Below are 20,248 nucleotides of genomic sequence, written 5' to 3'. Positions count from 1 at the left end.
GCTCCACGAGCGTCTCAGGACCGCCTGCTCGTCCGGGTCACGGGCCATGTCCCACAGGTGGGCGCCGCAGGGGGCGCCACCGTGCAGGTACGGCCCGACGCCGTCGGTGGCGCACCGGGCGCCACAGGAGAGGGGGGCGCAGGAGCGAGCCGCCGCCCGCCCAGCCCTCGCTCAGTCCTCGGTGGGGGACTCAACCGTGTCCTGGACGCCCGTGAGACGGACCACCTCGGCGTCCTCGTGCCCGTCCTCGTCGAGGCTCACCATCGCGATCTCGCTCGTCGTGGCCGAGGGCGATGAGACCTCCTTCTCACCCGGTACCGGCGCCAGGCGCGGCTCGCGCACCTCGACCAGGGGCTCGTCGCCAACCTGCGCGGCCAGGTCCTGGAGCATCGAGACCGCGTCCTCGGTCACGGCAGGAGAGCCCGAGCGCAGCCCGTGCAGCAGCCAGCGCGCCAGGCTCATCTCCGAGACGAGCTCGGCACGGTCACGCAGGTGCCGGTCCACGCCCTCGGTGCGGGCGACGTCGTAGGCGTCCTCCACCGAGTCCAGACAGTCCACCGGCACGCTAGCGTAGACCCAGGCCATGTCCTCAGCCGGGTCGCCCACGTGGGCCTGGTCCAGGCCCCGCATCCCGACCACGGCACCGCCGGCGACGAGGACGTTCTCCTCGGCGAGGTCACCGTGGACCACACAGGGACGGAAGCGCCACAGGGCCGTGTCCGCCAGCACCTGGTCCCAACGGTGCAGCAGCGAGGCGGGCACCCGGCCCGTCGCCGCGGCCTCGTCGAAGACCGTCAACCACCTCTCACGCACGTCCTCGGCGTCGTAGACGGGCAGGCCCGCCTCCGAGACGACCTGCGTCGTCAGCTCGTGCAGCTCGCCCAGGGCCCTGCCCAGGCCGGCGGACAGCCCCGGGCCCGGGCGGAGCTCGGCGAGATCCACCGGGCGTCCGCTCACGTGGGAACGGACCTGGACGTGCAGGCCCTCGCGGCGCAGGGAGCCAGCCGGACGGGAGACGTCGAAGGACAGGCGCCCCTCGTCGCGCTCCCTCCCGATGCGGCGCAGCACCTCGGCCTCGGCATCGAGGGCCGCGCCTGCGGCGTCCGTGCGCGCCTGGTGGACCTCCCAGTGGCGCCCCTGGGAGTCGATGACCCCGACGACGCGCACCGTCGCCGACTCCTGCTGGGGCAGGGCCAGGCGCGCCGGCTCGAGACCGGGCACGGCGACCGAGGCGATTGCCGCCAGCGCCAGCCGCGAGGGCTCTGGCCCGCGACGGTCAACGGGACGCGCGTCGGGCTGCGTGCTCGCGTCGGAGGGCTGGGTCGGACCGTGGGTCGTGCTCGACATGCCCCAACCGTAAGCGAGGCACGTGGGACCGCGGCAGTGGCGCACCGGCGCGCTTGTCCACAGGGACGCGGCCCGTGGTGGTCCCACGGCGGCGCCGTGGCCTAGTGTCGTGCCCGTGCCCCTGCTCACCGTCGCGCGGGGTCACGCCCCCGTCCCCGCAGGCGCTGCACGGCACCACCCGAACGGCGCCACCCTCCCCGATCCGAGAGCACATGGACGCCGCCACCCTCCTGCACACCGAGATCCGCGAGCTCGTGCGCCGGCGCGGTATCGACCCCCTCAGCCAGGTCGAGGCACTCGAGGCCCTGGTCGCCGAGGCGGGAGCCGACTACCTCAGCCGCGCCGACGCCGGCCTGGTGCCGCCGCTGGCCGACCCTGAACGGGCCCAGGCCGCCGCCGTGGACGCGCTCGCCGGGCTGGGGCCCCTGCAGCCCTACCTCGAGGACGAGACCATCGAGGAGATCTGGGTCAACGCCCCCGGCCGCGTCTTCATCGCTCGCCACGGGCGCAGCGAGCTGACGACGACCATCCTCGAGGACGAGGAGATCCGGGTCCTGGTCGAGCGCATGCTGCGCGTGTCGGGACGCCGCCTGGACCTGTCGAGCCCCTTCGTTGACGCCCAGCTGCCCGGAGGGGAGCGTCTGCACGTCGTCATCCCGCCGATCACCGCCACCCACTGGGCGCTCAACATCCGCAAGCACACCGCGCGCGCCGCGCGCACCGCCGACCTCGTGCGCCTGGGGTCCCTCACCGAGCAGGCCGCCGCCTTCCTCGACGCCGCGGTCCAGTCCGGCCTCAACGTGCTCGTCTCCGGCGCCACACAGGCGGGCAAGACGACGATGGTGCGTGCCCTGGCGGGGGCGATCCCGGCCTGGCAGCGGGTGGTCACCTGCGAGGAGGTCTTCGAGCTGGCCCTGGGCCACCGGGACTGCGTGGCCATGCAGACCCGCGACGACAACCTCGAGGGCGTGGGCGGCATCGACCTGCGCCGCCTGGTCAAGGAGGCCCTGCGCATGCGCCCCGACCGGCTGCTCATCGGCGAGGTCCGCCAGGCCGAGGCCCTTGACTTGCTCATCGCCATGAACTCCGGCCTTCCCGCAATGTCCACCATCCACGCCAACTCTGCCCGCGAGGCCATCGTCAAGCTGTGCACACTGCCCCTGCTCGCGGGGGAGAACGTCGGCTCCCAGTTCGTCGTCCCCACGGTGGCCAGCGCCGTGGACCTCGTCGTCCACCTCGAGCTCGCCCCTCAGGGACAGCGGCAGGTGCATGAGGTCGCCGCCGTGTCCGGGCGCGTGGAGGCTGACGTCATCGAGCTCGCCGACGTCTTCCACCGGGACGCGCACGGCCGGCTCGTGCGCGGCCCCGGGGCTCCGGCCCACGCCGAGCGCTTCCGCAGGGCGGGCCACGACCTGTCCGCCCTGCTGGCGGAGGCCCCGCCGCTGCCCGCTGGGGCCGCCGGGGACGGCGACGTCACGGGGAGGTGGCGCTGATGGGGGCCCTGGCGGGGCTTCTGGGAGGCCTCGGCGTGGTCCTCACCTGGCTGGCGTGGACCACCGAGCCGCCCCAGTGGCGCTCGGAGCGCTCACGCCGCCTGGCCGAGCTGCTCGTCCAGGCCGGCGCGGCAGGCACGAGCCCGACGGTCTTCGTCGCCGGGAGCGCGGGCACCGGCCTCGGGGTGGGCCTGCTGTTCCTCGGTGTGTCCCGGGCCTGGCCCATTGCCCTCGCCTTCGGGGCGATCGCTGCCGGGCTGCCCTACCTCGTGCTGTCCTCACGCGCCCGCGCCCGGCGTACCCGGCTGCGGGAGGTGTGGCCCGAGGCCGTGGACACCCTCGTGTCGGGTGTGCGCGCGGGTATGAGCCTGCCCGAGGCGGTCGCCAGCCTCGGTGAGCGCGGCCCGGAGGCCGTGCGCGAGCCCTTCTGCGCCTTCGCCCGCGACTACGCGGCCACGGCCCGCTTCGGCCAGTGCCTGGACCTGCTCAAGGAGCGCTTCGCCGACCCCGTGGCGGACCGCATCGTCGAGGCCCTCAGGCTCGCGCACGAGGTCGGGGGGACCGACCTGGGGCTCCTGCTGCGCTCGCTGTCGCACATGCTGCGCGAGGACATGCGCACACGCGGGGAGCTCGAGGCCCGCCAGTCCTGGACGGTCAACGGTGCCAAGGTCGCCGTCGCGGCTCCCTGGCTCGTCCTGGCACTGCTGTCCTCCCGCCCTCAGGCCGCGCAGGCCTACGCGAGCGCCTCCGGGGCCCTGGTGCTCGCGGTCGGCGCGGTGGCCTCCGTCGTCGCCTACCGGCTCATGCTCATGCTCGGGCGCCTGCCCGAGGAGGGCAGGGTCCTGCGATGAGCCCCGTGGTGTCCGGCGCCCTGGCGGGCCTGCTGCTGTCCTGTGGCCTGCTCGCGCTGGCCTCGGCCTGGCGCCGCGCCCGCCCTGGCCTGGTGGACAGGCTCGCGCCCTACGTGCGTGAGCGCCCGCGGACCTCGGGTCTCCTTGGTCCCTCGGGGACCTGGGACGAGAACCGGACGGTCCTGGCGGGCGTCCTGGCCGCTGCCGCCTCGGTGGGCACGCTCCTGGACCGCCTCGGCTCCTCCTCGCAGACGGTCCGACGGCGGCTGGAGGCGGCTGGTGCAAAGCGCACGCTCGAGCAGCTGCGCCTGGAGCAGGTGGTCTGGGCCGGTGCAGGGCTCGCGACGGCGGTGGGCATGGGCCTGGCGACGGCGCTTGTACGGCCCGTGTCGGTGCCCGTGCTCGTCGTGGCCTCGCTGCTGGCAGCCGTCACCGGGGCGGCTGCCCGTGACTGGTGGCTCAGCCGTGAGGTCGAGCGGCGCCGGGCGCGGGTCGAGGAGCAGCTGCCGGACGTCGTCGAGCTGCTGGCGCTCGTCGTCGGAGCAGGCCAGGGCCCCGTGGCCGCGATCGAGAGGATCGTGGCGCTGGGACGTGGCGAGCTCATCGACGAGCTGGCACTGACGCTGGCCGAGGTGCGCTCGGGCACGGTGCTCACGACGGCGCTGACCCACCTGGAGGACAGGACCCGTTCCCTGCCGGTGACCCGCCTGTGCGAGGCGGTCGCCGTGGCGCTCGAGCGCGGCACGCCGCTGGCCGAGGTGCTGCGCGCCCAGGCCTCGGACGCCCGTGAGGCCTCGCGCCGCGCGCTTATGGAGGAGGGCGGGCGCCGCGAGATCGCCCAGATGGTGCCCGTGGTCTTCCTCGTCCTGCCGATCACGGTCGTCTTCGCCCTGTTCCCGGGGCTGTTCGTCCTGCGCCTGGGTCTGTGAGGCCCTGGCCACCCGGCCCGGCGCCGCCGTGGCCTCCGCGCGAGCCAGCCTGCGTGAGCAAGGACGTGCGTGCCCGGCCTGCGTGGTCCCTGGCCGTGTGTCCACCGGCCGTGTGTCCACAGGGCGGGTGGGGCCGCTTCCTCAGGACTGGGCCGTGACCTAGTGTGAGGGGATGGACCCGCTCACCGGCGAGTGGGCCCGTCCCGGGGGCCTGCTCGTTCCCCCCGCCTGAGTCTGTGAGGTGTCCCGTGACCACGACCACCGCGCTGTCCCTGACCCGACGCGCCCTGTCCGGCGCCGTCAGCCGTCTGCACCGCGTCGGCGCCCTCCTCGCCCGGGAGCGTGGCGACGTCCCCGGCTGGGTCCTGGTCACCCTCATGACCGCTGGACTGGTCGTCGCGCTGTGGGCGGTGGCGGGCCCGGCCCTCACGGAGGTGTTCAGCAACGCCATCAGCAAGGTCACCGGTGCCATCTGAACGCCGTCGGTGGACGCGGGCTCCCGACCGCCCGCTGAGGGCGCGTGCCGGGTCCTGGACGTGGGCTCCGGGCGGGCGCCACGCGGAGGAGGGTTCCGCCGTGGTGGACTTCGTCCTGGTCGGGGTGCTCGTCGTCGCCGTCGCGGTGGCGGTGCTCCAGCTGGCTCTCGGCCTGTACGTGCGCAACGTCCTCGTGGACGCGGCCGGGGAGGGGGCCAGGCGCGCGGCGCTTGTGGGCGGCACCGAGGCGGAGGCTCGCGCTCGCGTCGAGGCCCTGGTGGGTGCTGCCCTGGCCGACGGCTACGTCGAGCAGGTGACCGTCACGCGCGGTGAGTCCGGGGGAGTCGGGCTTGTCACGGCGACCGTCCGCGCGCCCTTGCCGGTTATCGGGCTCCTGGGTCCCACGGGCGGGCTCACGGTGACCGGCCGCGCCGTGGACGAGGCCGCCGCCGCGCGCCTGGGGGCAGGGCCATGACCCGCCTGCGCCCGCCGGGGCGCGGGGCGGACCGGCTGCTGGGGCGACTGCGGCAGGAGGAGGGCAACGCCCCTGTGGAGTTCATCGGCTGGACGCTCGTCACCGTCGTGCCGGTCGTCTACCTCCTCATCGCCCTGGCCCAGGTCCAGGCGGCGTCCTTCGCCGTCGTCTCCGCCGCTGATGCCGCCACCCGGGTGCTGGAGGTGGACGTCGGCGCTGACGCGCTCGACCACGCCCACCTCGCCGCCGGGCTGGCGCTGGCTGACCAGGGGATCGAGACCCCGGTCGCGCAGGCCATGAGCGTCACCTGCGCCCCGGCGGGCTGCGCCAGCGGCCTCATCGTGCGCGTGGAGGTGGGGGTGGGGCTGCCGCTGGCGGGAGGCGTGGGTGAGGACGTCGTGCGTCTCAGTGCCGAGCGCCTGGCCCTGCCCGCCGGCCAGGAGGAGACGTGAGCGCCTCGACCGGCTGCGGCCAGGACGCTGCCGCGGCTCGGGCTGCCGGCGGCCGCGGGCTCGTGCGGTCCCGCTCCCGGGAGCCGGGTGCCCGCCGTGGGCTGGGCGGGTGGTGGCCTCGCCTGTCGCCGGCCGCGGAGGAGGGGCAGACCCTCCTGCTGGGGATCGGCCTCATGGCCGTCGTCGCCGCGCTGCTGCTCACCGTGGCCTGCGTCACCGCGGTCTACCTCGACCTCAAGAGGCTGACCTCCTTGGCGGACTCAGCGGCGGCCGCCGCGGCCCGCGGCGTGGGAGCCGACACGTACTACTCGGGCGCGGTCAGCTCCGCCGGGGCCGTGCCCGGGGCCCTCACCGACGCTGCCGTGGGCATGGCCGCAGCCGAGGACGTCTCCGCTCAGGCCTCCCTCGTGGGCCTTGAGGAGGTCGCGGTGCTCCAGGCCCACGCCTCAGGCGGGGACACCGCCGTCGTCACGCTGGCGGCGCGCTCGCGCCCGCCCTTCCTCCCGTGGGGCGTCCTGCCCTCGGAGGGCTTCGAGATCACCGCGACGAGCACGGCGCGGGTGGTGGTGGCCGGGCCCTAACGGGCCAGGGCCCCGCGCTGGCCGGGACGCAGGAGCACACCCAGCCGGTCGCGGTGCCGGCGTGCGAGCTGGCTGAGGTAGGCGCGCTTGACCGTCGCCAGCATCCACAGCCCCACGCCGAGGTAGAAGACGTTCGCGAGCGCCGACGGCCACGCCCCGGTGTAGGCGCAGTTGACCATGAGCAGCACCGAGCCGGTGATGTTGAGGGCCTGGTAGCGAAGCGAGTCCCCGGCGATGCGCCCACGGGAGACGAGGGCGTAGGCGAGCAGGAGCTCGGCGGCGCCGGTCCAGCCGCCGACGGCGATGAGGGTGGGCAGCGCGTCGTTCACGGCCCCGATGCTGGCCTGCCTGGGACTCCAGATCAATCGCAGGAAACTGCATCCAGGTATTCAGCTGAACTAAAGTCCCGGAGGATACTCGGGACATGGACCTGTCCGCCCACCGTCTCGCCCTGCTCCTGGCCGTCCACCGGGCCGGTGGCATCGTCGCCGCCGCCCAGGCCCAGCACCTGACCCCCTCAGCCGTCAGCCAGCAGATCAAGCTCCTGGAGAAGGAGGCGGGCACACGCCTGCTGGACCGCACGCCCCGCGGCGCGGTTCTGACCGACGCGGGCCGGCTGCTGTCGGAGACCGCCGAGCGCATCGAGCTCGAGCTCGTCGCCGCCCGCAGGTCCCTGGCCGAGATGGACCCCAAGGCCCCCAGCGGGCACGTGCGTGTGGGCACCGTCGCCACCGTCATCCGCGCCCTGCTCGTGCCGCTGCTCGTCCGCGTCGAGCAGGACCTGCCGGGTGTGACGGTCACCGTGGAGGAGACCGAGGAGGCCAGCGCCCTCGCCCGCCTGCGCAACGGGGCCCTCGACCTCGTGCTGCTCGAGCGTGACGCCACCGCACCCACCCGTCCCGCCCGGGGCACCGCGGACGTGCCCGTCCTGGACGAGGCCTGGCTCGTCGTCTCCCCGCCCGGCCAGGCGGCCCCGGGCGCCCTGGGGGACCTCGTCCGCCCCGCCTGGATCGACCTGGCCCCGGGCACCGCCGGCGCCGACGCCCTCGAGCGCCTGTCTCGCCAGCTGGGCGCCACCCTCACGCACCGGCACATCGCCTACGACTACGACGTCGTCCTGGCCATGGTGGCGGCCGGGCTCGGCTGGGCCCTGCTGCCCGAGCTCGCTGTGCTGTCGGCCACGCTGCCCGACGGCGTGAGCGCCACGCGCCTGCCGGGACTGGGCACGCGCCATCTCATCGCCCGTCACCGCGCCTCTCGCACGGACCCGAGCCCGGCCGTGCGGGCCCTGGTCGATCTCGTGCACGCCGGGGCGGCCGCGCTCGAGCTCGGCTGAGACGCGCCGCGCGGGCAGCCGGTATCCGCCCACAGCACCTGCGGACGGTAACGGTCGATGAGCCCGGTCAGCTGCGCGTGGACGTCCCGCACGTAGGCCTCGTCGTGGGGCAGGCGCTCAAAGCCGTCACGGTCCGTGAGTGGCGCTGTGGTGCGCGCGGCTCGGTCATCGTGCGTCCTGCCACCCGGCGCCCCGAGGCAGGCTCGACGTGGCGCCAGGCGGTGCGCCGGCCACCGGCCCAGGACCCGGTCTGGCCGTCGGCGGGTCAACGCCTGCAGCGCGCCAGCGCGGTCCTGCGCCGTGGGCCCGCTGCCGTAGACTCCGGGGGTGGCCACTGACTTCCCCGTAGAGATCGACCGACTCCGTCACACCCACGCCTCCATCGCGGCGGTGACGGACCCTGAGGCGCTGCGCGAGCGCATCGCCGAGCTGAGCGAGCAGGCGGCCGCCCCCGACCTGTGGGACGACCCCGACGCCGCCCAGGTGCTCACCTCAGCCCTGTCCCACGCGCAGGCGGACCTCAAGCGCGTCGAGGACCTGGCCAGCCGTATCGACGACCTCGAGGCCATGGTCGAGATGGCGGGGGAGGAGACGGGCGACGACGCCGCCGAGCTCCTGGCCGAGGCGGAGACGGACCTCGCCGCCATCTCCAAGGACCTGGCCGAGCTCGAGATCCGCACGCTGCTGTCCGGTGAGTACGACCAGCGCGACGCGGTGGTCACCATCCGCTCGGGCGCGGGCGGCGTGGACGCCGCGGACTTTGCCGAGATGCTGCTGCGCATGTACCTGCGCTGGGCCGAGCGGCACGGCTACGCCACCAAGGTGCTCGACACCTCCTACGCCGAGGAGGCGGGCCTGAAGTCCGTCACCTTCGAGGTCCACGCCCCCTACGCCTACGGCACGCTCAGCGTCGAGGGCGGCACCCACCGCCTGGTGCGCATCAGCCCCTTCGACAACCAGGGCAGGCGCCAGACGTCCTTCGCCGCCGTCGAGGTCATCCCGCTCATCGAGTCCACCGACCACATCGAGGTCCCCGAGACCGACATCCGCATCGACGTCTTCCGCTCCTCGGGCCCGGGCGGGCAGTCCGTCAACACGACCGACTCCGCCGTGCGCATCACCCACCTGCCCACGGGCCTGGTGGTGTCCATGCAGGACGAGAAGTCGCAGATCCAGAACCGCGCCGCCGCCATGCGCGTGCTCCAGTCGCGCCTGCTGCTGCTCAAGCAGCAGGAGGAGGACGCCAAGAAGAAGGAGCTCGCGGGCGACATCAAGGCCTCCTGGGGCGACCAGATGCGCTCCTACGTGCTCAACCCCTACCAGATGGTCAAGGACCTGCGGACCTCCCACGAGGTGGGCAACCCCGAGGCCGTGTTCGACGGCGACATCGACGGCTTCATCGACGCCGGCATCCGCTGGCGCAAGCAGCAGGAGCAGGCCGAGGGCTGACCGGACGGGCCGGGGGCTGGTCGGCGCCACCATGCCGGCCGGGGCCCGGCGGCACCGACGACGGCGCGCGGCACCGGACCCAGTGGTCCCGGTGCCGCGCGCGTTGTTCAGTCCCTCGTCAGCTTCCGGTAGGTCACGCGGTGCGGGCGGGCCGCCTCAGCACCCAGGCGCTTGACCTTGTTGTCCTCGTAGGAGGCGAAGTTGCCCTCGAACCAGTACCACTGGGCGGGGTTGTCCTCCGTGCCCTCCCAGGCCAGGATGTGGGTGGCCACGCGGTCGAGGAACCAGCGGTCGTGGGTGATGACCACCGAGCAGCCGGCGAAGTTGAGCAGCGCGTTCTCCAGGGAGCCGAGCGTCTCGGTGTCGAGGTCGTTGGTCGGCTCGTCCAGGAGGATGAGGTTGCCGCCCTGCTTGAGCGTCAGGGCCAGGTTGAGGCGGTTACGCTCGCCGCCGGACAGGACCCCGGCCGGCTTCTGCTGGTCCGGCCCCTTGAAGCCGAAGGCGGCGACGTAGGCGCGCGAGGGCATCTCCACGTTGCCGACCTGGATGTAGTCCAGGCCGTCGGAGACGACCTCCCACAGGGTCTTGTCAGGGTCGATGCCGGCGCGCGTCTGGTCCACGTAGGACAGCTTGACGGTCTGGCCGATCTTGAGCTCGCCGCTGTCGAGAGGCTCAAGGCCGACGATCGTCTTGAACAGGGTCGTCTTGCCGACACCGTTGGGGCCGACGATGCCGACGATGCCGTTGCGCGGCAGCGTGAAGGACAGGTCGTCGATGAGCGTGCGGCCGTCAAAGCCCTTGCTCAGGTGGCTGGCCTCGAGCACGACGTTGCCCAGGCGCGGGCCCGGCGGGATCTGGATCTCCTCGAAGTCGAGCTTGCGCGTGCGCTCGGCCTCCGCGGCCATCTCCTCGTAGCGCGCAAGGCGGGCCTTGGACTTGGTCTGGCGGCCCTTGGCGGAGGAGCGCACCCACTCGAGCTCCTCCTTGAGGCGCTTGGCGAGCTTGGCGTCCTTCTTGCCCTGGACCTCCAGGCGCTTCTCCTTGGTCTCCAGGTAGGTGGAGTAGTTGCCCTCGTAGGGGTAGAGGTGGCCGCGATCGACCTCGGCGATCCACTGGGCGACGTGGTCGAGGAAGTAGCGGTCGTGGGTGACGGCGATGACCGCGCCCGCGTAGCTCTTGAGGTGCTGCTCGAGCCACAGGACGGACTCGGCGTCCAGGTGGTTGGTGGGCTCGTCGAGCAGGAGCAGGTCCGGTGCCTCGAGCAGGAGCTTGCACAGGGCGACGCGCCGGCGCTCGCCTCCGGACAGGTGCTTGACCTCGGCGTCGGGCGGCGGGCAGCGCAGGGCGTCCATGGCCTGCTCGAGCTGGGAGTCGAGGTCCCAGGCGCCGGCGGCGTCGATCTCGGTCTGGAGCCTGCCCATCTCCTCCATGAGGGAGTCGAAGTCCGCGTCGGGGTCTGCCATCTCGGCGGAGATCTCGTTGAAGCGGTCGAGCTTGCCCTTGATCTCGGCGACACCCTCCTCGACGTTGCCCAGGACGGTCTTGTCCTCGTTGAGCGGGGGCTCCTGCAGGAGGATGCCGACGCTGTAGCCGGGGGTCAGGCGCGCCTCGCCGTTGGAGGGCTGGTCAAGGCCCGCCATGATCTTGAGGATGGAGGACTTGCCGGCGCCGTTGGGGCCGACCATGCCGATCTTCGCGCCGGGGAAGAAGGACATGGTGACGTCGTCGAGGATGACCTTGTCACCGTGCGCCTTGCGCGCCTTGATCATCGAGTAGATGTACTCAGCCACAGGTTCACTGCGCCTTTCGTGGGGGTGTGCGTGTCCAGGGCACAGCCTACGGGAGAGGTGCCACGAGAGCGCCGCCGCAGCCGGTTGCCCGCCTCACCCCCGGTGCGCGGCGGGCACCTGCGGGTCCGGGATGGGGGAGCCGTCCTCGCCCTCGGCGGCGCGGACCGCCCACCGGCCGTGGCCGCAGCTGGTGGCCGTGGGCATGCGCACCATGCCCTCCTGGGCGATGGTGGACACGAGCCGTCCCGAGGCGTCGAAGACCTCCGCGCGCGCCATAGAGCGCCCACCTTGTGAGGTGGGCGAGTCCTGGACGAAGAGCAGCCAGTCATTGACGTCCACGTCCCGGTGGAACCACTGTGCGTGGTCGAGCGTGGCCAGGCTCATCCCCTCGCTGCGCCAGAACAGGCCCTGGCTGCGCAGTGCCGGCTCGAGCATGACCTGGTCGCACATGTAGGCCAGCAGGGCCCGGTGGACGACCTGCGTCGCCTCCTGGGGGACCCGTCCGCGCGCCCTGGCCCACAGGTGCTGGCGGCCCTCGGCGTGCCCGCCGGGATGGAGGTAGATGCTGCCCTCCACGTGACGCAGGTCGAAGGCGGCCGTGCGCCCCAGGAAGCGGGCCACCGGGTGGTCGATGGTGCGGAAGATCTCCAGCGCGCTCACCAGCTCCTCGGGCCGGGGCACCTGTGGCGCCGGGAGCTGGACCTCAGCCCCCTCCTGGGTCTCCTGGAAGGACGAGACCATGGTGAGGATGGCGGCGCCGTCCTGGGAGGCGGTGGTGCGTCGCTGGGAGAAGGAGCGGCCGTCGTGCATGCGCTCGACCCCGAAGCGGATGGGCTGCTCTGGCCGACCCCCACGCATGAAGTAGGCGTGCACGGAGTGCGGCAGGCGGGGACCGTCGCCGTCGTCGATGAGGGTGGCCGCCGCCGCCAGCAGCCCCTGGGCAACCACCTGGCCGCCGTAGACCCGGCCGGAGTGCTGGGGCAGGGACGCGCCGGTGAAGGCGTCCTCCCCGTCCGCCGCCTCCTCAAGCGCGAGGACTCGCGTGACGGAGCCCAGGGGCTCGTCGGAGGCGGCGGGGACGGGGTAGGGACGGGTCACAGGCCAAGCTCCTCCAGGACCGGCAGCTGCGCGCGCACCGCGGTGCGCGCGTCCTCCGCGGTCGGCGAGGCAGTGGCCAGGGAGGCGATACGCCGGCAGTCCTCGAGGGTGACGGACTTGAGCACGGCATCGACGTCGGGAAGGGCCCGGGCGGTCATGGACAGGCTGGCCACCCCGAGTCCCACGAGGACGACGGCGAGGGCCGGGTCCGCCGCGGCCTCCCCGCACACGCCGACGGGGCGCCCGTGCGGGGCGGCGCCGTCGCAGGCGGTCTTGATGAGCCGCAGGACGGCCGGCTGCCAGGCGGTGGACAGGTCCGCCAGGGTGGACAGGAGGCGGTCCGCCGCCATGACGTACTGGGTGAGGTCGTTGGTGCCGATGGAGGCGAAGTCCGCGTGCTCGAACATGGCGTCGGCCATGAGGGCGGCAGAGGGGACCTCGATCATCATGCCCGCGGTGCTCAGGCCGTAGGAGCGTGCCTTGTCTGTGAAGGCCCGGGCCTCCTCGACCGTAGAGATCATCGGGGCCATGACCCACACCTTGGCCTCGGTGGCCGCCTCCGCGCGGGCCAGCGCCTCGAGCTGGTGGTCGAGGACCTCGGGGTCGCGGCGGGTCGTGCGGTAGGCGCGCACGCCCAGGGCCGGGTTCTCCTCGGTCGCGTCGGTGAGGAAGGGCAGCGGCTTGTCGGCGCCAGCGTCGAGGGTGCGCACCACGACCTTCTTGCCGGGGAAGGCAGCGAGCACCTGCGTGTAGGCCTCGACCTGCTGCTCGACGGTGGGCTCGGTCGGCTGGTCGAGGAAGCAGAACTCGGTACGGAACAGGCCCACACCCATCGCGTTGGCCTCGGCGGCGGAGCGGGCGGCGGCGCCGTCGCCGACGTTGGCGAGGAGCTGGACCTCGTGGCCGTCCTTGGTGCCGCCGTCGCCGTTGAAGACGCGCACGCGCTGGGCGAGCTCGCGGGCACGGCGCAGGGCGTCCTCGCTGGGGTTGAGCGTGATCGTGCCCTTGGTGCCGTCGATGAGGACGATGTCGCCGTCGGCCAGGGCGTCAGCGACCTCGGCACCGGTACCGACGATGGCGGGGATGCCCAGGTCGCGCGCGAGGATCGCCGTGTGGGAGGTGGGCCCGCCCTCGGAGGTGACGAAGGCGACGACCTTCTCCGGGTCGAGAAGGGCCGTGTCGGCGGGGGCGAGGTCCGGGGCGACGAGGACGAAGGGCTCGGGCAGGTGCGGCAGACCGGGCATGGGAGAGTCGGTGAGGACGGCGACGATGCGGTCGCGCACGTCCTGCACGTCCCGGGTGCGTTCGGCCATGTAGCCGCCCAGCGACTCCAGCATGGCGCACAGGGTCCCGGCGGCCTCCCACACAGCGCGCTCGGGCACGAGCCGGCGCTCGCGGACCATGGCCTGGGCGGAGGAGGTCAGGGTGGGGTCGGCGGCCATCTGGGCGGTCGTCTCGAGCAGGGTGCGGCCCTCGCCCTTGGCCTCGGCCGCAGACAGCTCGAGACCCTTCTTGACGGTCTGCGCGGCCAGGGCAATGCGCTCGCACTCCTTGTCGAGGTCACGGGCCTGGTCGAGGGTCTCGATGGGGGGCTCGGGGATGCCGGGGGCCATGCGGGCGACGGGGCCCGCGACGAGGCCCGGGCTCACGCCGATCCCCGACATGGGCTCAGGGGCGGGGGAGGTGGAGGTGGTCATGGGCTGCTCCTCGACGGTGACGGAGTCCGGTCCCGCCCATTGTGCACCGCGTCCGGCCCTCGGGTGCGATTTCTGCCACGGGGTGAACGACGATTGACACACAGGCCGTGGAGGGCGGCTCGGCGCCGACGGTGACGGGGCTGTGGGACGGGGCGGGGAATGTGGGATAAAGTGACGGCCGACACGCACTGACCGGGAGGGACAAGGAATGAGCACCGCCGCCGACATCGTCAAGGGTCTGGGGGGCCGCGAGAACATCATGGACCTCGAGCCCTGCATCACGCGCCTGCGCGTGGAGGTCGTCGACCAGGACAAGGTGGACGAGGAGGCGCTGCGCGCCACCGGCGCCTTCGGCGTCGTCCGCTCCGGCCGCGTCGTCCAGGTCGTCGTCGGACCGACCGCCGACGAGCTGGCGGCCGCCATCGCCGCGCTCGACTGACCCGCACACCCCGCGCCGCGCCCGCAGATGCTGTTGGCGCGGCGCGGCCGTGTGTGAAACCCTTGCAGCAAGGCAATCAGGCGAGCAGCCGTCCCCGTCCCCGCACCGTCGCGGCAGGACGACAACCCGCCCGGCCCTCACCCCCTTAGCCACCGCGCGCCCAGCGCCCAACCCTTGAGGCACCGCCATGACCGACCCCTGCCCCGGCTCCGTGTCCGAGCGGCTGATCCAGCTCGCCCAGGCCAACGGAGTCTCCGTCGATTACTGGGACTACCGCGGGCGACCCGCCTCCCCCTCTCGTGAGACCCTTGTCGCCGTCCTCGCGGCCCTCGGTGTGGCGGCCTCCACGGAGGAGGAGATCGAGCGCTCCCTGTGGGAGGCGGAGACGGCCCCGTGGCGCCAGGTCCTGCCGCCCACCGTCGTGGCGCGCCAGGGGACGGCGGCGCCCGTCGCCGTCCACGTGCCCGACGGCGCGCCGGTCTGGGTCGAGGCGGTGCTCGACGACGGCACCCACCGCCCCCTGACCCAGGTCGAGGACTGGACCCCCGCCCGCGAGGTCGACGGCGTGCTCACCGGCCAGGCGACCTTCGTGCTGCCCACCGACCTGCCGCTGGGCTGGCACGAGCTCGTCGCCTGGGTCGGCGACGGCTCCACCCAGGCCCGCGCCGCTCTCGCCATCGCCCCGGACCACCTCGACATGCCCGCGGCGCTGGGCGAGCGGGGCTGGGGCGTCATGGCCCAGCTCTACTCCGTGCGCTCCGCGGGCTCCTGGGGGATCGGCGACGCCGACGACCTGGCCGAGCTCGCCTCCCTCCTGGGCGACGAGGGTGCGGACTTCCTGCTCATCAACCCGCTCCACGCGGCCGAGCCCTCGGGGCCCATGACGGCCTCGCCCTACCTTCCGGTGACCAGGCGCTTCGTCAACCCGGTCTACATCCGCCCCGAGAACATCCTCGAGGTCTCCCGCCTGGCGGGCCCGCGCCGCTCGCTGGTGCAGTGGGCCCTGGAGGAGGTCGAGGGGGCCAACCGCAGCGCGGAGCCGATCGACCGCGACGCCGCCTGGAAGGCCAAGAGCGAGGCCCTGGAGGTCATCTTCGCCGCTGGCCGCTCGCGTGCCCGCCAGCGCGACTTCGAGCGCTTCCGCGCCGAGCAGGGTGAAGGCCTGGAGCGCTTCGCCCTGTGGTGCGCCCTGACGGAGAAGTACGGGCCGCTCGCCCAGTGGCCCGAGACTCTGCGCGACGCGAGCTCCGCCTACGTGGCCAACGAGGCCAGGACCCTGGGTGAGCGCATCGACTACTACGCCTGGCTGCAGTGGGTGGTGGACGAGCAGCTCGAGCGGGCGCAGGCGGTGGCCAGGGCCTCGGGCATGGCGCTGGGCATCATGGACGACCTCGCCGTGGGTGTGCACCCGCGCGGTGCCGACGTGTGGAGCGACCCGCAGGCCTTCGCCCCTAGGGTGTGCGTCGGCGCGCCCCCGGACATGTACAACCAGCTCGGGCAGAACTGGTCCCAGCCGCCGTGGAGCCCGGTGCGTCTGGCCGCCAACGCCTACCGGCCCCTGCGCGAGATGGCCCGCACGGTCCTGCGGCACGCGGGCGCCCTGAGGGTGGACCACGTCATCGGCCTGTTCCGGCTGTGGTGGATCCCCGAGGGCATGCGTGCGGACGCGGGCGCCTACGTGCGCTACGACCACGAGGCGATGGTGAGCGTGCTCCTGCTCGAGGCGCACCTGGCCGGGGCTGTCGTCATCGGCGAGGACCTGGGGACCGTCGAGCCGTGGGCGCGTGACTACCTCGCCAGCCGCGGGGTCCTGGGCACCGGGGTCCTGTGGTTCGAGAAGCAGGACGACGGCTGGCCCAAGCAGCCCGAGGCCTACCGCGCGCTCCAGCTCGCGACCGTCAACACCCATGACCTGCCGCCGACCGCCGGGTACCTGGCGGAGGAGCACGTGAGCCTGCGCGAGCGCCTGGGCCTGCTCACCGAGCCGGTCGAGCAGGTGCGCGCCGAGGCCCGCCTCGAGCGCGACCGCATGCTTACCCGGCTGCGCGAGCACGGCCTGCTGGGGGACAACCCCTCCGAGCGCGAGGTCGTCGAGGCGCTGCACCGCTACGTGGCCCGCACGCCCGCCCGCCTCGTCGGCGTCTCGCTGGTGGACGGGGTCGGTGAGCGCCGGGCCCAGAACCAGCCCGGTACGGACCAGGAGTACCCGAACTGGCGCCAGCCGCTGGCCGACGGCTCCGGCGAGGTGGTGCTGGTCGAGGACCTGCCCGGCAACGCCCGGCTGGAGAGCCTGCTCGCCGTGGTGCGCGAGGCCATGGGGCGCGCCTGAGCACAGGGCGGGCCTGAGCACAGGGCCGGCACAGGGCCGGTGCCGGCCGGCTGTGACAACCGTGGGGCGGCTGCCGGTGGTCAGCGGCAGGTGAGCAGCACGTCCCCCGCGGCCAGGTGGGTGCCGGGCGAGGTGAGGCCCAGGGACTCCTCATCGCCCTCGAGGACGATGACGGGCACGACGGGGCTGAGCCCGCCCTCCTCGATGCCGGCGGGGTTCCAGGTGACCACGGGGTCCCCGGCGGCGACGGCGTCGCCCTCCCGGACGTGGACGTCGAAGCCCTTGCCGGCCAGGCCCACGGTGTCCAGGCCCAGGTGAACGAGGACGGCGGGCCCGCTCTCGGTCGTGACAATGAAGGCGTGGGGGTGGGCCTTGGCGACGGTGCCGCTGACGGGCGCCACGGCGGTGACGTCGGCGCCCTCGGCGCGGTCGGGGTCGACGGCGAGGCCCGGGCCGACGAACCTGCCGGCGAAGACGGGGTCCGGGACGTCGTCGAGGGCCAGGACGCGGCCGGCGAGCGGGGCGGCGACCTCGAGGGTCATCGAAGGTCCTCGATGTCCTCCGCGATGGTGTCGGCGTTGGGGCCGACGATCACCTGCACGGCGTCGCCCGCCTTGAGGACCCCGTGGGCGCCGGCGGCCTTGAGGGCGGCCTCGTCCACGAGGGAGGAGTCCTCCAGCTCGCAGCGCAGGCGGGTGATACAGGGCTCGATCTCGATGATGTTGTCGAAGCCGCCGAGGGCGTCGACGATGCTCTGGGCCTGGGACATGCGGGTTCTCCTAGGATCTGGCCGGCGTGGGCCGGCGGACGGGGTGGACCGGTGGTCCTGTGGGCGTCGTCGCTCCTCAGGGAGGTGGTCCATACCAGCGTGATGGTAGCGCGGAGCGCGCCCGATGGCGAGGCGGTTGGCGGCTGGACCTGCCACGGGCGTCGCGGCGGGCCGGGCGGCGGGGCGCGCGACCGGGGCTCAGGCGCCCGCCTCCGGGTCCTCGGGGCGCCGGCGGCGCGGTCCCGGTGCGGAGACGGGGACCCACAGCGTGTAGCGGTCCGCCCGGTAGAGGGAGCGCGAGTAGATCACCGCGGTGTGGTCGTGGAAGGTCCGTCGCACGATGTCCAGGGCGGGCGCCCGCTCCGGCACGCCGAGCAGGGCGGCCTCCTCGGAGGTCACGGCCCGGGCCTCGAGCACGTCCTCGCCCCACTGGGGCGTGAGCCCCACGCGGGTGAGCTCCTCGTACACGGAGGAGGGCAGGGCGCCGCTGAGCAGGTCCGGCGCGAGGTGCTGCGGGATCCAGCTCTCCTCCAGGGCCATGGGCACGCTGTCGGCCGTCAGCAGGCGGCGCAGGTGGTGGGCCCGCCCGTCCCCGGCGAGCTCGAGCTGGGCCGCGACCGCGGGCGGGGCGGCGACGGTCTCGGCGACGAGGAAGACCGCGCCGGGCTCCATACCGCGGCGCCGCATCTCGTCGCTGAAGGAGGTCAGGCGCATCTGGAGGTCGAGCTTGGGCGGGGCGACGAAGGTCCCCCGGCCCTGGTGCCGCTCGACGGCGCCGTCGGCGACGAGGGTGTCGACCGCCTGGCGCACGGTCATGCGTGAGACGCCGAAGCGCTCGCACAGCTCGCGCTCGGAGGGCAGCGGGTCCCCGGCCGTCAGGCCGTCGGAGATGAGGGCGAGCAGGTGCTCGCGCACGACGACGTACTTGGCGCGCGCGCCGGTCCGCTCGCGCGCGCCTGACGGGTGCTCCTGGGGCACGGCGGTCTCCTTCCGGTCGGACAGGTGGGTGGGCCCATTGTGCCCGCCCGAGGCGCCGGTCGTGCCGACTGGGACAGGGCGCGGCGGAGGGCGACGAGTGAATCTCCTGAAATTCTGCCGATTGGAAGGTGGCTGCCAGCGCTTGACAAGGTCTGTTGTCTGGTCTTTGCTGATGCCACTGGTCCAGACGAGTGCAGCGGCGCCCGTCGGACCGGAGCCGCCCTCCCCGGGCGGCGTCCCCCGTGTGGCACTGCCGCCACGCGCTCCCGGATCTGGAGGACCTCGTGTCAGAGAAGAAGAAGTCGGGCGGCATGTTCGCCCTGGCGCAGCGCCTCGGGCGCTCGCTCATGCTCCCCATCGCCACACTTCCCGCGGCAGGTCTGCTGCTGCGTCTGGGTCAGGGCGACATGCTGGGCGCCGACGGCGTGTCCAAGTCCCTGCCGTGGATGCAGCCCGTCGCCGACGTCATGGCCGCCGCCGGCGGTGCCGTCTTCGACAACCTGGCGCTCATCTTCGCCGTCGGCGTGGCCATCGGCTTCGCCAAGAAGGCGGATGGCTCCACCGGCGTCGCCGGCCTCTTCGGCTACCTCGTCCTGCAGGGCGTGCTCAAGGCCCTCGCCCCCTACTGGGGCGCCGGCGGCGAGACCCCGGCCGACAACACCATCAACTACGGCGTCCTGGGCGGCATCATCATCGGTGTCGTGGCCGCGAAGCTGTGGGAGCGGTTCTACCGCGTCAAGCTGCCGGACTGGCTCGCCTTCTTCGGCGGCCGCCGCTTCGTGCCGATCATCACCTCCTGCGCGGCCGTGCTCGTCGGCGTCGTCATGGGCGCCATCTACCCCGCCTTCAACTGGCTCATCAACGGCCAGCTCGGCGGCTGGCTCATCGAGGCCGGCACCCACGGCGGCATCGGCGGCTCCATCGCCTACTTCGTCTACGGCGTCATCAACCGCCTGCTCATCCCCTTCGGCCTGCACCACCTGTGGAACTCCCTGCCCTGGTTCCAGCTCGGCTCCTGCACCAACGCCGCCGGTGAGACCGTCCACGGCGACCTCAACTGCTTCTTCCAGGGCGTTGACGGCACCAACGCCTGGTCCGGCAGCTTCATGACCGGCTTCTTCCCGATCATGATGTTCGCCCTGCCCGCCGCCGCCCTGGCCATGTGGCACACCGCCAAGCCCTCCAAGCGCAAGGTCACCGGCGCCCTCATGGTCTCCGTGGCCCTGACCGCCTTCCTCACCGGTGTCACCGAGCCCCTCGAGTACGCCTTCGCCTACGTCGCCTTCCCGCTGTACGCCGTCCACGCCGTCCTCACCGGTCTCGCGCTGGTCATCGTCAACGCCCTGGGCATCAAGACCGGCTTCACCTTCTCCGCCGGCCTGTTCGACTACCTCATCAACATGGGCAAGTCCTCCGAGCTCTCCGGCGGCTTCTTCCAGGGCCCGGTCATGCTCGTCATCATCGGCCTGGTCTACGCCGTCATCTACTACTTCCTCTTCCGCTTCCTCATCACGAGGTTCAACTTCCGCACCCCGGGGCGCGAGGAGGACGAGACCGACGCCTTCTCCGAGGCCCAGGCCGTCGCCGCCGAGGCCACCGGCAAGAACGCCGAGGCCGCGCGCAAGAAGAGCTAGCCCGGCTCCCACCGCTCCGGACCGTCCGCTCAGGCGGCCCCGGCGCGGGAGGCGCGAACGGGGGTGGGGGGCAACAACACCCCCCGCGTGGGTCCCCCCCCCCCCTTTTCCCCCGAATCCACCCC

General features: G+C 73.2%; 20 protein-coding genes. 12 read left to right on the top strand and 8 right to left on the bottom strand.

Annotated elements, in window-relative coordinates:
* Nucleotides 1–171: 171 nt before the first annotated feature.
* A complete protein-coding gene (locus tag ACSJJR_RS09430) occupies nucleotides 172–1,347 on the bottom strand; it encodes a phosphotransferase (RefSeq protein WP_435943162.1) in 1,176 nt (391 codons plus the stop codon).
* A gap of 212 nt (nucleotides 1,348–1,559) precedes the next feature.
* On the opposite strand from ACSJJR_RS09430, the gene ACSJJR_RS09425 reads away from it, so the two are divergent.
* The 7 genes from ACSJJR_RS09425 (at nucleotide 1,560) to ACSJJR_RS09395 (ending at nucleotide 6,604) form a co-directional block, all read left to right on the top strand.
* A complete protein-coding gene (locus ACSJJR_RS09425) occupies nucleotides 1,560–2,840 on the top strand; it encodes a CpaF family protein (protein WP_435943161.1) in 1,281 nt (426 codons plus the stop codon).
* On the top strand, nucleotides 2,840–3,691 hold the full coding sequence (locus ACSJJR_RS09420; protein WP_435943160.1) for a type II secretion system F family protein: 852 nt from the start codon (nucleotides 2,840–2,842) through the stop codon (nucleotides 3,689–3,691). Before ACSJJR_RS09425 ends, ACSJJR_RS09420 begins: the two co-directional genes overlap by 1 nt.
* On the top strand, nucleotides 3,688–4,620 hold the full coding sequence (locus ACSJJR_RS09415; protein ID WP_435943159.1) for a type II secretion system F family protein: 933 nt from the start codon (nucleotides 3,688–3,690) through the stop codon (nucleotides 4,618–4,620). Before ACSJJR_RS09420 ends, ACSJJR_RS09415 begins: the two co-directional genes overlap by 4 nt.
* Nucleotides 4,621–4,907: 287 nt before the next feature.
* Nucleotides 4,908–5,096 (top strand): hypothetical protein, encoded by a 189-nt coding sequence (locus tag ACSJJR_RS09410; protein ID WP_435943173.1) that lies wholly within the window; start codon nucleotides 4,908–4,910, stop codon nucleotides 5,094–5,096.
* A 103-nt stretch (nucleotides 5,097–5,199) separates the two neighbouring features.
* Nucleotides 5,200–5,571, top strand: coding sequence for a TadE/TadG family type IV pilus assembly protein (locus ACSJJR_RS09405; RefSeq protein WP_435943158.1), 372 nt, complete (start codon nucleotides 5,200–5,202; stop codon nucleotides 5,569–5,571).
* Entirely contained in the window at nucleotides 5,568–6,023 is a 456-nt protein-coding gene (locus ACSJJR_RS09400; RefSeq protein ID WP_435943157.1) for a peptidase T4, read from the top strand. The genes ACSJJR_RS09405 and ACSJJR_RS09400 overlap by 4 nt, the downstream gene beginning before the upstream one ends.
* The gene (locus tag ACSJJR_RS09395) at nucleotides 6,020–6,604 is read left to right on the top strand and encodes a glycosyltransferase (protein ID WP_435943156.1); all 585 of its coding nucleotides are present in this window, start codon (nucleotides 6,020–6,022) and stop codon (nucleotides 6,602–6,604) included. The genes ACSJJR_RS09400 and ACSJJR_RS09395 overlap by 4 nt, the downstream gene beginning before the upstream one ends.
* On the opposite strand, the gene ACSJJR_RS09390 is transcribed toward ACSJJR_RS09395, so the two are convergent.
* Nucleotides 6,601–6,933, bottom strand: coding sequence for a CBU_0592 family membrane protein (locus tag ACSJJR_RS09390; RefSeq protein WP_435943155.1), 333 nt, complete (start codon nucleotides 6,931–6,933; stop codon nucleotides 6,601–6,603). The genes ACSJJR_RS09395 and ACSJJR_RS09390 overlap by 4 nt on opposite strands.
* A gap of 95 nt (nucleotides 6,934–7,028) precedes the next feature.
* On the opposite strand from ACSJJR_RS09390, the gene ACSJJR_RS09385 reads away from it, so the two are divergent.
* Together ACSJJR_RS09385 and prfB are read left to right on the top strand one after the other, a co-directional pair.
* On the top strand, nucleotides 7,029–7,940 hold the full coding sequence (locus ACSJJR_RS09385) for a LysR family transcriptional regulator (protein ID WP_435943154.1): 912 nt from the start codon (nucleotides 7,029–7,031) through the stop codon (nucleotides 7,938–7,940).
* Nucleotides 7,941–8,267: 327 nt separating this feature from the next.
* Nucleotides 8,268–9,389 carry a peptide chain release factor 2 gene (prfB, locus tag ACSJJR_RS09380; RefSeq protein WP_435943153.1) on the top strand — a complete coding sequence of 374 codons (1,122 nt, stop codon included), beginning with the start codon at nucleotides 8,268–8,270 and terminating at the stop codon, nucleotides 9,387–9,389.
* A 107-nt stretch (nucleotides 9,390–9,496) separates the two neighbouring features.
* Here prfB and ettA read toward each other — a convergent pair whose 3' ends face one another.
* The 3 genes from ettA to ptsP form a co-directional block, all read right to left on the bottom strand.
* A complete protein-coding gene (gene ettA, locus ACSJJR_RS09375; RefSeq protein ID WP_435943152.1) occupies nucleotides 9,497–11,179 on the bottom strand; it encodes an energy-dependent translational throttle protein EttA in 1,683 nt (560 codons plus the stop codon).
* 93 nt (nucleotides 11,180–11,272) lie between these two features.
* Nucleotides 11,273–12,277: an acyl-CoA thioesterase gene (locus ACSJJR_RS09370; protein WP_435943151.1), complete on the bottom strand. Its 1,005-nt coding sequence runs from the start codon at nucleotides 12,275–12,277 to the stop codon at nucleotides 11,273–11,275.
* A complete protein-coding gene (gene ptsP / locus ACSJJR_RS09365; protein ID WP_435943150.1) occupies nucleotides 12,274–13,974 on the bottom strand; it encodes a phosphoenolpyruvate--protein phosphotransferase in 1,701 nt (566 codons plus the stop codon). The genes ACSJJR_RS09370 and ptsP overlap by 4 nt, the downstream gene beginning before the upstream one ends.
* A 208-nt stretch (nucleotides 13,975–14,182) precedes the next feature.
* On the opposite strand from ptsP, the gene ACSJJR_RS09360 reads away from it, so the two are divergent.
* Both ACSJJR_RS09360 and malQ read left to right on the top strand, forming a co-directional pair.
* Entirely contained in the window at nucleotides 14,183–14,413 is a 231-nt protein-coding gene (locus ACSJJR_RS09360; RefSeq protein WP_435943149.1) for a glucose PTS transporter subunit EIIB, read from the top strand.
* A 187-nt stretch (nucleotides 14,414–14,600) separates the two neighbouring features.
* A complete protein-coding gene (gene malQ / locus ACSJJR_RS09355) occupies nucleotides 14,601–16,742 on the top strand; it encodes a 4-alpha-glucanotransferase (RefSeq protein WP_435943148.1) in 2,142 nt (713 codons plus the stop codon).
* Between the two features lie 80 nt (nucleotides 16,743–16,822).
* Here the strand turns inward: malQ and ACSJJR_RS09350 are convergent, their stop codons facing one another.
* The 3 genes from ACSJJR_RS09350 to ACSJJR_RS09340 form a co-directional block, all read right to left on the bottom strand.
* The gene (locus tag ACSJJR_RS09350) at nucleotides 16,823–17,284 is read right to left on the bottom strand and encodes a PTS sugar transporter subunit IIA (RefSeq protein ID WP_435943147.1); all 462 of its coding nucleotides are present in this window, start codon (nucleotides 17,282–17,284) and stop codon (nucleotides 16,823–16,825) included.
* On the bottom strand, nucleotides 17,281–17,511 hold the full coding sequence (locus ACSJJR_RS09345) for a glucose PTS transporter subunit EIIB (protein WP_249368947.1): 231 nt from the start codon (nucleotides 17,509–17,511) through the stop codon (nucleotides 17,281–17,283). The genes ACSJJR_RS09350 and ACSJJR_RS09345 overlap by 4 nt, the downstream gene beginning before the upstream one ends.
* 198 nt (nucleotides 17,512–17,709) lie before the next feature.
* Entirely contained in the window at nucleotides 17,710–18,489 is a 780-nt protein-coding gene (locus ACSJJR_RS09340) for a GntR family transcriptional regulator (protein ID WP_435943146.1), read from the bottom strand.
* Between the two features lie 311 nt (nucleotides 18,490–18,800).
* On the opposite strand from ACSJJR_RS09340, the gene ACSJJR_RS09335 reads away from it, so the two are divergent.
* Nucleotides 18,801–20,123 (top strand): PTS transporter subunit EIIC, encoded by a 1,323-nt coding sequence (locus tag ACSJJR_RS09335; RefSeq protein WP_435943172.1) that lies wholly within the window; start codon nucleotides 18,801–18,803, stop codon nucleotides 20,121–20,123.
* The last annotated feature ends 125 nt before the right edge of the window (nucleotides 20,124–20,248 follow it).

This window comes from Actinomyces sp. W5033, from assembly GCF_051303165.1.
This window is presented reverse-complemented; position numbering and strand designations above follow the sequence as displayed.